This window comes from Streptomyces sp. NPDC048639, assembly GCF_043199075.1.
GTDB lineage: Bacteria > Actinomycetota > Actinomycetes > Streptomycetales > Streptomycetaceae > Streptomyces.
On the sequence record NZ_JBICVP010000006.1, the window covers coordinates 116990 to 129646 of the forward strand.

The following is a 12657-nucleotide window of genomic DNA, read 5'->3' on the forward strand; positions in this document are numbered from 1 at the left end:
ACAGGCTCCCCCCTGTTGCCCCGAGCGGACAGCCCGCCGACGAGATTCGGAAGCAGGTAGAGAGCACATGAGTACGGTCGAGCTGACCAAGGAAAACTTCGACGACGTCGTCTCCGGGAACGACTTCCTCCTCATCGACTTCTGGGCATCCTGGTGCGGCCCCTGCCGTCAGTTCGCGCCCGTCTACGAGGAAGCCGCGGAGCGCCACTCGGACCTGGTGTTCGGCAAGGTCGACACCGAGGCGCAGCCGGAGCTGGCAGCCGCGTTCGACATCCGGTCGATCCCGACCCTGATGATCGTCCGGGAGAACGTTGCGGTCTTCGCCCAGCCCGGCGCACTGCCCGAAGCAGCCCTTGAAGACGTCATCGGCCAGGCCCGCGCCCTGGACATGAAGCAGGTCCACGAGTCCGTCGCCGAGCAGCAGGCGGCACAGGCCCAGGGGCAGGCTCCGGGGCAGGACGCCGCCGCTGCGGGCAACGAAGCTCCGGGTTCGGGCGCTCCGGACTCCGCCTCCGCCTGAGGACACTCCGCGGGTCGGCAGTTCCGGGGCAATGGGCTTGAGATCCGGGCTTCCGGGTCGGCCTTCCGGTCCGGGCTTCCAGGGGTCCGGACTGCTCGGGTCCGGGCTTCCGGGTCCGGGTGTCCAGGGTCCGGAGCCCGGGGTCCCGGGCCCCGGAGCTCGGGGTCCCGGGTGCCCCTGGTCGGCGTGTGGGATCCCAACGGATTCCCCACGGGCCCCTGTGGGTTCCGGGACCGGGATCGGTTCCGGGATCGGGTTCCGGGATCGGAGGAACCCGGGCCGGTTCGGATGCCTGCGGAGACGGACACTCCCGGACGCGGAACGAGCGAAGCGGCGGGTGAAGCACTGCGCCACGGGGGAAGACACTGCGCTCCGCCCGCCGCCGAGGGGGCGCGCCAGGCCGTGGGCGCGCCCCCCGTCATGCACTGTGCCCCTGCGGACTCGAGAGACGCTGGTCAGCCGCTGGAACGCTGACGGTGCGTCGGTTCCCGCCCTCCACCCACCTTCGAGGTCGCCTTCCTAGCCTCGTCGCCGGGACCGGGTGGACACAGGCCCGGCCCTGGGGTGGGCTCCGCCCCCTGAGGTCGGCGAAGGGGAGGCAGGCGTGTGGCAGACACCGGACTGGCTGCGGCGGGCGGGGAAGCATCTGACGACGGGGCTGATCGCCGTCGGCCAGTGCCTGGGCGCGTACACCCCCGCCGAGTGCTACGGCTTCGGCCCCGCGACAGCGCCCGCCAGTGACACGGCCGACGGGAACAGGGCCGGCGGGGACAGTGCCTCCAGGGACAGGGCCGACGGCGGCACGGCTGCCAGAAGGACCGGCCTCACCACGCCTGGTGACGGTATGCCGCCGCCCGGTCATCCCGAACGTCTGGTCCCGGTCGCCACGCTCTCCCGGCCGGAGCGGGCAGCGTGGCGACGGCTGGAGGACCTGTGGGAGCGCGACGCGTACACGGCGGATGGCGTCACGGACACTGGAGAGCACTGTGGACACTGAGGGCACTGAGGACACTCAGGACACCGAGGGCTCTGCCGGCTCTCCCCGTGCGGGGATCAGGCCGACGCGATCACGACGGCCGAGGCCACGTCCGCGTCGTGGGTGAGCGACAGATGCCATGACGTGATGCCGTGCCGGGAGGCAGCGGCGGCGACGCTGCCTCGGACATGCAGTGTCGGGCGGCCTCCCGGCTCCGTCCGTACCTCCGAGTCGTGCCAGCGGAGCCCGCCGGGCGCACCGAGCGCCTTGGCGAGGGCCTCCTTGGCCGCGAACCGCGCCGCCAGGGACGCCGTACCGCGCGGCGCACCCGAGGGGAGCGCCCGCTCCTCGTGGGTGAACAGCCGGTCGGCGAGGCCCGGATTGCGCTCCAGGGCCAGGCCGAACCGGGCTATCGCCGCCACATCGATCCCCACGCCCACGATCTGCGGCGGAGGCGGGGGAGACGGAGGAGTGGCGAGCGGATAGGGCAGGAGCCAGGTCAGCCACCTGCCGATGCCCGTCAGAAATCCGCCGCTCCGAGCCGCCTCGGCCATGTCGTCGCTTCGCATGCGGGTGAGGCTGTCACCACCGGCTCGACGGCTGCTCGAAGGGCCCCCGAGCACGGCCCGAAGTTCCTTGCTCGGCAAGGAACTTGGGCACGACGCGAAGCGCCGACGCATGCGCATTCCCAGCCGCATTCGCATCCCCACCTCACCTGAGTCCGCATCCGCATCCGGGCCGGTGACTACGCCGGGAGCAGGACGCCTCCGAGGCGTGCCGTCGTCCCGGCCTGGGGGCTCCGCCCGATCGCTACGTCCGGTCGTTGCGCCTCCTCCGACCCGACAGCCCTACGCCCCTCCTCCCCCACCGCCCGTCCGCGGTTCACCGGGTCTCTCGGCATCCGCAGCCCTCCCCGCAGCATCGCCACCGTCCGCCGCCGGGCCCGCGGCGACGCCACCGTCCGCCGCCTTCCCGGGGGCATCAGGGCCTCCCGCACTCCCGGGTCCCGCGGGACCTCCGGGGCCGCCCGGGCCGCGGGCCTCCAGCTTGACGTCCTTCAGCATCAGCGCGAGCACCAGGCCGACCAGCAGTACGGGCACGGCCGAGAGGAACACGGTGGACAGCGCCCCGCTGTAGACGTCGGCCACGGCCGAGGCGGTCTGCGGATCGAGAGCCTCGATCCGCCGCGGCTCCAGCGTGCCGCCCACCACACGGTCCGCCACGTCCGAGGGGAGGAGCCGTGCGGCCTCGGAAGCCAGTCGCGCGTTGAGAAGCGAGCCGAACACCGTTGCGCCGAAGGCGACTCCGATGTTGCGGGCGAGCCCGACCGTGGACGTGCTGACACCGATGTGCTCACGGGGCGCGGTGCTCTGGGCGACGAGGGTGGTCACCTGCGAGGAGAGCCCGACGCCGATCCCCATCACCGCGAGCAGGGCGCTGACTGTCGCGGCGCCCGTGTCCGCGGAGGTCAGCGACATGAATCCGGCGGCCACCGCGGCGAGGGCGGTGCTGGCCACCGGGAACCACTTGTAGCGCCCGGTCTTGCCGATCACCTGGCCGGCCACCACCGTCGCCACGGCCATGCCGATCATCGCGGGCAGGAACAACAGCCCCGTCCGGGTGGCGCTGACGCCCTCGACCGTCTGGAAGAGCAGCGGTACGAAGTTGACGCAGCCGAAGAAGGCGAAGCTGACCGCGAAGGCCACCACCACGCAGATGGTGAAGGTCCGGTTCCCGAACAGCCCGAGCGGGACGACCGGTTCGGCCGCGCGCCGCTCGTGGCGCACCCAGACCACCGCCAGGAGCACCGCGCCCGTGCCGAGGGCGATGATGGCGATGTGGCCCCAGCCGTACCGCCCGGCCAGGTCGGTGACCAAAACCAGGCAGACGATGAGGCCTGTGAGGAGGGCCGTGCCGCCGTAGTCGATGCGCGGCCGGGTGGCGCCGCGGGCGGTGCGGGGCAGGAGGGCCCGGATGCCCGCCATGGCCAGCAGGCCGAGCGGCAGGTTGATGTAGAAGATCCAGCGCCAGCCCAGCTGGTCGGTGAGGAAGCCGCCGACCAGGGGCCCCGCCAGGTTGGCGATGACCATGACGCCGGCGAACCACCCCTGGTACTTGGCGCGTTGGCGCGGCGGCATCAGATCGCCGAGCACGGAGAACGCGCTGACCTGGAGCCCGCCTCCACCCAGCCCCTGGAGTGCGCGGAACACGATGAGCTGGCCCATCGAGCCGGCCGCGCCGCACGCCGCGGATCCCGCGAGGAAGATCACGATGGCGCTGAGGTAGACCGCACGGCGACCAAAGAGGTCACCGAGTTTGCCGTAGACGGGCATAGCCACGCTGAACGTCAGCATGTACGCCGTGAAGGTCCAGCTGTAGAGGTGCAGCGCGCCCAGATCCGCGGTCAGGCTCGGTCCCGCGGTGGCGACGATCGACTGGTCGAGCATCGACATCGCGCTGGTCAGGAGCAGGGCGGCGAGGAGCAGAGGGAATCGGGGCGGCAGCCGGCGCGGCGGCGGTGCGGTGGCCGCGGGTCCTTGCGGACGGCCTGGTCCGGCATCGGTCATCGGGTCCTCCTCGGGCCACACTTCTGGGCTCTTTGCAATTGTATGCCACGCGCATATAAATGTCTTGTGTAGCCTAGCGTGAGGGGGTGGAGATGCGACCGGGGGATTTTCCAGACCGTGACCTGCTCGCTGCCCGCCGTCGAGCATCGCTCAAGCAGAAGTCAAGTAATCGACCTCACGCTCACGAAGTGCATCAGGCCGTATCAATGATGCAAACCAACGGGAGGGCCAGTGCTGCAGATCGGGTTACTTGGAACCCTGCAAGTCGTCCATGACGGCGTGCACGTCACGCCATCCGCACCAAAGGTCCGACAAGTTCTCGCGTTGCTGGCCCTGCGGGCCAACACCACGGTCCCGCTGCACCAACTCGTGGAAGAACTCTGGGAGGAGCGCCCGCCGTCCAGCGCGGCGACCACGCTCCAGACGTACATCTACCAGTTGCGCAAACTGCCCGGGCTCTGCGATCCGCACCTCCCCGGCCCCGCCGTGGGCACCCGGGCCCTGCTCACCACACCGGGCGGCTACCGGCTGTCGGTCCCCCCGGACTGCCTGGACTCCCAGGAGTTCGGCGAACTGGCCGCACGCGGCAGAGAGTCGATGGAGAGAGGCTCGGTGGCGGAAGCCGCCGACCTGCTGCAGCGGGCCCTCGCCGTCTGGCGAGGGCCCGCTCTCAGTGATCTGGCCCCCGGCCCGATCGTCGGGATCGACGCCCTGCGGCTCGAAGAACAGCGCTACGAGGTGCTCGAGGAGCGGATCAACGCCGACCTGCTCCTCGGCCGCCACCACCGCCTCATCAGCGAGTTGACGGCACTCGCCGCCGACAACCCGACCCGCGAAGGGCTGCACGCCAAGCTCATGCTCTCGCTCTACCGGGCGGGCCGGCGGCCGGAGGCCCTGGAGGTCTTCCAGCGCATCCGCCGCGTGCTCACCCGGGAGCTGGGGCTCGAGCCCTGCTCCGAACTCCAGCGGCTGCACCAGCAGGTGCTGGCCGGCGACCGCGGGCTCGACCTGCCCGGCGGTCAGACGGCCGTCCACGGCGCACCCACCGGCGGACCACCGGTGACGCTGCCCGCGGATGTCCCGCTGGTGGGCCGGGAGGCCGATCTGCTGCACGTGGGCCGGATGCTGTCGGAGCAGGGGAGCACGGACGGTCCGCGGTGCGTCGCCGTCGCGGGACCGCCCGGGGCCGGCACCACGTCGTTCACCGTCCATCTCGCCCACCGTCTCGGCGACTCCTTTCCCGACGGGCGGCTGTACGCGTCGTTCGGCAACCCGGCGGACCCGCTGGCCATCGACGAGGTGCTCGCGAACCTCCTCGAGGCCGTCGGCCACCGGCGCGCCGATCTGCCGCCCCACCGCGCCGACCGGGCCCGGATGTTCCACGCCTGGACCGCCGGCCGCCGGGTGCTGCTGGTCATCGACGACGTGGCGACCACAGACCAGGTCACCGACCTCCTGCCGGCCGACTCCGGGTCGGCCGTCCTGGTGGCCGGCTACCGGCGTCTGTACGGCAGCCAGTTCAAGGCGCGGGTGGATCTGCCGCCCCTGGGCTCCGAGCGGTCGCTCGAACTGTTCCTGGGCGCCCTCGGCCGGGACCGGGCACTGGGCGACGCCCCGGGTCTCCACACGATGCTCGACCTGTGCGGGGATCTGCCCGGCCCGACGCTGGAGGCCGTGGGGCTGCTGGCGCTGCGGCCGCACTGGTCCATCCGTCAGCTCATCGACTGGCTGAGCCGCGACAGACCCGCTGTCGTGGCGCATCAGCGGCCGCATCCGTTCCACCACGTGGTGCGGCGCTGCGGCCGGCTCGAGCCCCGGCTCCGGGACGCCCTGGCCAAGCTGGCCTGGGAGTCCATCGGTGATCTGACGGTGGAGCAGGCGGCCGTGATCCTGGGCAAGGACGGGGACGAGACGGAGGAACTCCTGGAAGAGCTGGTCGAGTTCTTCCTCCTCGGTGTCGACATGGCGAGCGACCCGACCACGGAGCGGTTCTTCCAGTACCGCCTGGCCCCGCTGGTCCGGACGGCGCTGCGCGCCATGCAGCCCGCACGCACCTGCGTCTGACAGCACGCGTCCGACAGCACGCGATTCAGGGGGCGTCCCACGGGGCGCCCCCTGAGTCGTGTGCCCTGGCGCTGTCCGCGGTCACAGCTCCAGGTCGTCCCCGAGGTCCAGGAGCCAGGAGTTGACCTGCAGCACCATCTCGATGTTCATCCGGTGCAGCCAGTCCTGGACATCGGCCCCGCCGTCCCGGGAGACGACGGCCCGGGCCGCCTCCAGGTCCAGCATCGGCAGCACCGGAGAAGCGGGGTCGGCGAGCACCTCCGCCAGCTCCTGGTGCAGGGCCTTGGTGTACGTCGCGTCCTGGCTCACCGGGAACGGCGCCTTGGGCCGGTCCAGGACCTTCTCGGGCAGCAGATCACGGGCGGCGGCCCGCAGCAGGCTCTTCTCCCGGCCGTCGTAAGTCTTCATCTCCCAGGGGATGTTGTACGCGTACTGGACGAGCCGGTGGTCGCAGAAGGGCACCCGCACCTCGAGGCCCGAGATCATGCTCAGACGGTCGTTGCGCTCCAGCAGCCGCGGCAGCCAGTGCGTCAGATGCAGATGGCAGATCTCCCGGGCCCGGCGCTCCTCGTCGCTCTCGCCCGGAAGCCGGGGTATATGGGCCATTGCCTGCGCATAGCGCTCCGCGTAGTAAGCGCCCATGTCCAGGCGGGACTTGAAGGCCGGCGAGAGCAGCCCCTGCCCCAGGCCCTCACGGGTCCCCGGGTGCCACTGCTCGAAGGCCACCCAGGGGAACTGCTGCTCGTACGCCAGGTCGGGTATGTGCACCCAGCTGTAGCCGCCGAAGATCTCGTCGGCGCTCTCCCCGGTCAGCGCGACCTTCGAGTACCGGTGGACGCCCGCGAACGCCTGGTACGTGGAGGTGTCCATGTCCCCGAAGGGGGCGGGGACGTCCTGCGCGCGCAGGACGGTGCGGCGCGCGACGGGATCGATCAGGTCGGCGGTGGTGAGCTCGATCTCCAGGTGCTCGGCACCGATGTGTTCGGCGACGGCACGGGCGTACGGGGAGTCGGGGGCGCTGCGCACCAGGTCGGGCTGGAAGTTGTCGCTGTATCCGCTGTAGGTGACGGTCGTGGTGCGGACCGGGCCCGCGCCTTCGGTCGCCAGGGCGCGGGCGGCAAGCGCGGCCACGGTGCTGGAGTCCAGGCCGCCGGAGAGCATCACGCTCAGCGGGACGTCGGAGACGAGCTCGCGGGCGACGCTGCTCTCCAGCAGCTCGCGCACGGTGCCGATGGTGTGCTCCAGGTCGTGTTCGTGCGGCTGCGCCTCCAACTGCCAGTACCTGCGCAGCGATATCTCTCCCCCGGGCCCGAAGACCAGCGTGTGACCCGGCGGTAGGTCGCGGATGTCGCGGTAGACGCTCTCGCCGGGCGCGCGGGCCATGGAGAACAGCACCCGCAGACCGTCGAGGTCCACGGCCGGGCGGACCTCCGGGTGGGCGAGCAGGGTCTTGGGCTCGGAGCCGAAGACCAGCCCGTCACGGGTCTGGGCGTAGTACAGCGGCTTGATGCCGAAGCGGTCGCGGGCCAGGAAGAGCGTACGGTCGCGGGCGTCCCAGACGGCGAAGGCGAACATGCCCTCCAGCCGCTCGACGCAGCGCTCGCCCCACTCCAGATAGGCACGCAGGACCACTTCGGTGTCGCTGCGCGTGCGGAACCGGTGGCCGCGGCCCGTCAACTCCGTACGCAGCTCACGGAAGTTGTAGATCTCGCCGCAGTAGGTGAGGGTCGCGGCCGGATCCTCGCTGTCGTCCGCGGCCATGGGCTGGCGCCCACCGGCCAGGTCGATGACCGCCATTCTCGTGTGGACCAGCGTCACGTGCCGGCCGGTCCGGACACCCTGCTCGTCCGGCCCCCGGCAAGCCATCGTGCGCGCCATGGACTCGGCGATTCCGGGTTCCTCCCGGGGCCGGCCGTCCTGGCGGACGGCCCAGCCTGCGATGCCGCACATACGGGATCTCCTTCCGTGGCCTCTCGGTTGCCCTCGGTGTCCAAGGTTTCCCGGAGCACTCGAAGCGGCTTGGAGAGGCGCTGGACCGGCCCGGTCCGGACCACGCCCTGCGCGCGCCCGAATCACGCCCTGCGCGCGCCCGAATCACGCCCTGCGCGCGCCCGGACCACGCCCGGACCACACCCGGATCGCGCTCGGACCGGCATGGCGCGTGCCCGGATCACACGCGGCGCGCGTCCTTGCGGTAGGCCGGGATCAGGACCGCACCGACCGCCAGGTGCAGGCAGACCAGCGTGATCCGGTTGCCCGCCGTCAGGCCCGCGGCGAACAGGGGCCCGAGGAGGGAGAGCACGACCACCGCCGAGGCGATGGCGGTCCACACCGTGCGGGCACGGCCGGTCAGCCGCTCCAGGAGGGCCAGCAGGCCCCATCCCACGAGCGAGATCACGGCCACCGAGATGATCACGGCCGGGAGCACCAGCTCACTGGTCGTGGTGGAGCCGGGGCCGTCCGGGATCCTCAGGTCGATCCCGAAGACCCGGTCGGCGAGGAGCCAGATCAGCGCGTCGAGCACCACGGCTCCCACGAGGGCGAGTGCGCGGGTGCGCACCGGGCTGCCGGTACGAGCGGCGGCGGGGGATGCGGACATGTTCGGCCTCCTTCGGTCGCGAACACTCGGGCGAGTGCCGGACCAGATATTGTGCACTACGCACATGCATGACCTTCGCACATAATGGTCTCACACCCAGGAATGCTCGGTCCAGTCGTATGCAAGTAGCCTCGAAGCGTGAAAGGTGCAGAAGAAATCGATACGCAAGCGCGCAGACGCGCCGATGACGCGCCGGTCGACGAGACCGTGCTGACCGCCGTCGAGGCGGCGATGATCCGGATCCGCCGCCGGCAGTCCCGGCGCAGCCTCGCCCGGCCCGTGATGAAGGGCCTCGCGGAGCCGGTGGATCTCAACACGCTCGCCGTCGTCGACGCCGTCGACGAGGGCGCCGACGAGAGGGGCCGCGACGTCACAGTCGGCTTCGTCGCCGACCGGCTGGCCATCGACCCCTCTCGGGCCAGCCGGATCGTCGCCGACGCGGTCAGGTCCGGTTTCGTGCGCCGCGTGGCCTCGCAGGAGGACGGGCGGCGGAGTTGTCTGGAGCTGACCTCGACGGGAGAGGAGGCCGTGACCGCCGCGCACCGCACCCGCCAGGACTTCTACTCCCACGTGCTCGAGGGCTGGGACCCGGACGAGCAGCAGGAGTTCGCGCGCCTGCTCACCAAGTTCGTACGGTCCCTGGACGACGCGGCCCGGGGCTGACGCCCCGGCACTCCGCACCCAGGCACTCCGCACCCCGGGGCAACGGCATCCCTGTCGCACCCGGGGCCTCCGTCCACCAGGCCGTCGGCGGACCGTACGCGCGTCGGCCGACCGCCCGTCGTACGAGCCCCGTACCGCGGGTCGACCAACCCTCAGCCGTACGAGCCCCGTTCGCGCCCGTCGCCCACCCTCCGTCCACCGGCCTTCGAGTGACCTTCGAGCCCTCCCGGCAAGGCTGATCGCGCCAGAACCCCGCAAACCGACGGCGCGTCAGAGCCCCGCTGCCGCGGGCGTCCGCGCCTTGTCCTGAAGGAGGCGCGACGGTGAGTACGACAGACCAGACGGAGAGGCCGCCCGTCCCGGAGGCCGGGCGCGGCCGCCGCAAGCCTGCCGAGGCGGCCGGTCCGGCCGCCGCGGCGCCGCCCGCCGGCCCGCCGACCGCCATCCGCTGGGCCTACGTCATGGTGATCGTGGCGACGCTCGCCGCGATCGCCAGCAATGTCTTCGAGATCGCCCACCAGGTCGAGTCCGGTGTCGCCGGTGCCGCGACCACCGGCGACCTCGTCCTGACCATCGCGTTCTGCGCGCTGTTCGGGTTCTTCGCCGAGATGCTCAGGGCCGGCCGCCAGTGGGGCCGGGTCCTGCTGACGGTGTTCACCTCCCTGGGCATCCTGTTCACCGGTCTGGGCCTTGCCGGGCTCGGCGGACGGCCGCTCGTGGGAGCGCTGCAGGGCTCCCTGGCCGTCGTCAGCCTCCTGGCATCGGTGGCGGGCCTGTTCCTGCTGTTCGCCCCGTCCGCCAACCGCTGGATGGCGGCGGTGCGCGGGCAGAGCCGTACGATCCCGCAGCGGCTGCGCAAGGCCGTCCTGACCGCGCATGTGGCCATATCGGTGGGCTGGTTGGGGCTCGTGACCGGGATGTTCGCCATGTCGGTGGCGGGCGCCACCACGGGGAGCGCCGAGCAGCAGGCCGCGATGTATCGCACCATGTCGATGCTCGACGAGATCTTCCTCGGCATGACCAGCATGTTCGCCCTCATCACCGGCATCGTCGTCGGCGCGGGCACCAAGTGGGGGCTCTTGCAGCGCAGATGGGTGGCCGTGAAGTTCTTCACGACCATGGGCGTGATGCTGCTCGGCTTCTCCGTCATCCACCAGCTCATCCTCAAGGCCAATGAACTGGTCGACGCGGGTGCACCGGTGCGCGGCGGCGAACTGGACACGGTGGGCTGGTCGATGGCCGGCTCGGCGGCCCTGGCCCTGCTGTCGCTGGTGTTCATGACGGCCGTGTCCACGTACAAGCCGTGGGGCCCGACCCGCTGGGGCAGGAAGGGGTCCTCCCGCGCGGGCTCGTCCCGGACGACCGGCTGATCCGCCTGTCACCGCATGGCGGCCGGCGGGCGGCGGCCTCCGGACACTCCGGCACGGCCTGCTGACGACCGCAGGGCCGTGACACGCCAGACGCCGTGCACGCGCCGCCATGCAGCGACGCAGCACTCCGCACCACCCAGCTCCACGCACCGCCCAGGGCCACGCCACGCCCCCACGTACCGCCCCGCAGCACCTACCGCGCCCCGCACGTTGATCCGCCCCACCGCCGTCCGGGCCCTCCCGTACGCCAGGAAAGGACAAGCATGACTGCGATCCGGGACACAGAAGTCCTGCGCCACAGCCGCCTGTTGGGGGTCGGCACCTACCGGCCCGAGCGGTCCGTCCCCAACACCGAGATCGCCGAGCGGACGGGGCTCGACCCCGACTGGATCGAGCGCCGCTCGGGCATACGCTCGCGCCGCTACGCCTCCCCGGCCGAGACCCTGCCCTCGATGGCGACGACAGCGGCCGAGAAGGCGCTCGCCGCGGCCGGCATATCCGCCGACCAGCTCGGCACGGTCATCGTCGCCACCATCACGTCCATGGAGCAGATGCCGGCCGTGGCGGTCGAGGTCGCGCACCGGCTCGGGGCGGCGCAGGCAGCCGCCTTTGACGTCTCGGCCGCCTGCGCGGGTTTCTGCCACGCCGTGGCGCTGGCGAGCGACCAGGTGCGGATGGGCCGCTCCGACTACGTACTGGTCATCGGCGCGGAGCGGATGACGGACATCCTCGACCACGAGGACCGTGACACCGCGTTCCTGTTCGCCGACGGTGCCGGCGCCGTGGTCGTCGGGCCGTCGCAGGAGGCCGGGATCGGACCCGTCGTCTGGCGCGCTGACGGCTCGCGCAACGCCGCCCTGAAGATGACCGATCCCTGGCACGACGGCACCGGCGCCCGGCCCGACGCACGGCCCGCCATCACGATGTCGGGCTGGAAGGTCTACCGCTGGGCGACCAATGAACTGGTGCCCGCCGCCCGGCGGATGCTGGACCTCGCCGGCGTCACGGTCGACGACCTCGACGCCTTCATCCCCCACCAGGCCAACATGCTCATCACCGACTTCGTCGTCGAGCAGCTCGGCCTCACCGAACGCACCGCCGTCGCCCGGGACATCGTCACCAGCGGCAACAGCTCGGCGGCCTCGATCCCGCTGGCCATGGACGAGCTGCTGGCGGGCGGCAAGGCCCCCTCCGGCGGGCTCGCCCTGCTGGTCGGCTTCGGCGCCGGACTGGTCTACGCGGGCCAGGTCGTACGGCTCCCCTGACCCCGGCGGTCCCAGAACCGAAGCGGGCACCCGGCTGCCGAAAGCACGGCCCGGGTGCCCGCTTCCCTCATGCCCTCCGCCGCCCCGGCACAGGCCGTACGCAGGCCCCGCCCGCCCCCGGCGAAGGCCGTACGCAAGCCCCGCCCGCACTGCACCGCACAGCGCCTTCCGCCGCGCCGACCACATCCGCGGCGAGGGATGTGCACGCGGCATCCGACGGCGATTCATGTCGCCGCACGGCCTCGAGCGGCGGCGGTGGTCCTGACCCAGCCGTCCTCCCTGTGGCGATGGCGGCTGGGCATCACATCGCCTCTGCCACTGGTGATCTCCCGTGTCGCAAGCGGGGGTTGTGGCCGTACGCGTTCGCTCCGGTTGCCGCACCGATGGGTCGCGAAGGCGAGGACCTCGCTCCCTGGATGTGGCACTGAGCGGGTCGCCGCCTGACAGGCCGGTAGGCCGATCCCGGCGGGATCCTCCGGCGACCGGCCTCGACCGTGGAACACGCGCGGACGGCCGGGGGGGGGGGGGGGGGGGGGGGGGGGGGGCCGGGCGGGGGGCGGGGGGGGGGGGGGGGGCCGGCGGGGGGGGGGGGGGCGCGGCGGGGGGGGGGGGCGGCCCGCGCGCCCCCCCGGC

The 12657-nt window shown here is 72.0% G+C and carries 10 protein-coding genes; 6 read left to right on the plus strand and 4 right to left on the minus strand.

Features of this window, described 5'->3' with window-relative positions; all coding sequences use genetic code 11:
- Nucleotides 1-67 precede the first annotated feature (67 nt).
- Both trxA and ACGFNH_RS17825 read left to right on the plus strand, forming a co-directional pair.
- Nucleotides 68-520, plus strand: coding sequence for a thioredoxin (gene trxA, locus ACGFNH_RS17820; RefSeq protein ID WP_393654688.1), 453 nt, complete (start codon nt 68-70; stop codon nt 518-520).
- Between the two features lie 604 nt (nt 521-1124).
- On the plus strand, nt 1125-1517 hold the full coding sequence (locus ACGFNH_RS17825; RefSeq protein ID WP_393654690.1) for a DUF6059 family protein: 393 nt from the start codon (nt 1125-1127) through the stop codon (nt 1515-1517).
- A 56-nt stretch (nt 1518-1573) separates the two neighbouring features.
- On the opposite strand, the gene ACGFNH_RS17830 is transcribed toward ACGFNH_RS17825, so the two are convergent.
- Both ACGFNH_RS17830 and ACGFNH_RS17835 read right to left on the minus strand, forming a co-directional pair.
- Nucleotides 1574-1939 (minus strand): holo-ACP synthase, encoded by a 366-nt coding sequence (locus ACGFNH_RS17830; protein WP_393655390.1) that lies wholly within the window; start codon nt 1937-1939, stop codon nt 1574-1576.
- A 405-nt stretch (nt 1940-2344) separates the two neighbouring features.
- Complete coding sequence (locus tag ACGFNH_RS17835; protein WP_393654691.1) at nt 2345-4063, minus strand: MDR family MFS transporter; 1719 nt, start codon at nt 4061-4063, stop codon at nt 2345-2347.
- Nucleotides 4064-4342: 279 nt separating this feature from the next.
- On the opposite strand from ACGFNH_RS17835, the gene ACGFNH_RS17840 reads away from it, so the two are divergent.
- Entirely contained in the window at nt 4343-6127 is a 1785-nt protein-coding gene (locus ACGFNH_RS17840; RefSeq protein ID WP_393654693.1) for a BTAD domain-containing putative transcriptional regulator, read from the plus strand.
- Between the two features lie 81 nt (nt 6128-6208).
- Here ACGFNH_RS17840 and asnB read toward each other — a convergent pair whose 3' ends face one another.
- Together asnB and ACGFNH_RS17850 are read right to left on the minus strand one after the other, a co-directional pair.
- Entirely contained in the window at nt 6209-8077 is a 1869-nt protein-coding gene (gene asnB / locus ACGFNH_RS17845) for an asparagine synthase (glutamine-hydrolyzing) (protein ID WP_393654695.1), read from the minus strand.
- Between the two features lie 220 nt (nt 8078-8297).
- Complete coding sequence (locus ACGFNH_RS17850) at nt 8298-8726, minus strand: DUF6069 family protein (protein ID WP_393654697.1); 429 nt, start codon at nt 8724-8726, stop codon at nt 8298-8300.
- A gap of 156 nt (nt 8727-8882) precedes the next feature.
- Here ACGFNH_RS17850 and ACGFNH_RS17855 point away from each other — a divergent pair, with 156 nt between their 5' ends.
- The 3 genes from ACGFNH_RS17855 to ACGFNH_RS17865 all read left to right on the plus strand — a co-directional run bounded on the left by ACGFNH_RS17855 (nt 8883) and on the right by ACGFNH_RS17865 (nt 12024).
- Nucleotides 8883-9389 (plus strand): MarR family winged helix-turn-helix transcriptional regulator, encoded by a 507-nt coding sequence (locus tag ACGFNH_RS17855; protein ID WP_393655392.1) that lies wholly within the window; start codon nt 8883-8885, stop codon nt 9387-9389.
- A gap of 323 nt (nt 9390-9712) precedes the next feature.
- The gene (locus tag ACGFNH_RS17860) at nt 9713-10759 is read left to right on the plus strand and encodes a hypothetical protein (RefSeq protein WP_393654699.1); all 1047 of its coding nucleotides are present in this window, start codon (nt 9713-9715) and stop codon (nt 10757-10759) included.
- A gap of 263 nt (nt 10760-11022) precedes the next feature.
- A complete protein-coding gene (locus ACGFNH_RS17865; RefSeq protein WP_393654701.1) occupies nt 11023-12024 on the plus strand; it encodes a beta-ketoacyl-ACP synthase 3 in 1002 nt (333 codons plus the stop codon).
- The last annotated feature ends 633 nt before the right edge of the window (nt 12025-12657 follow it).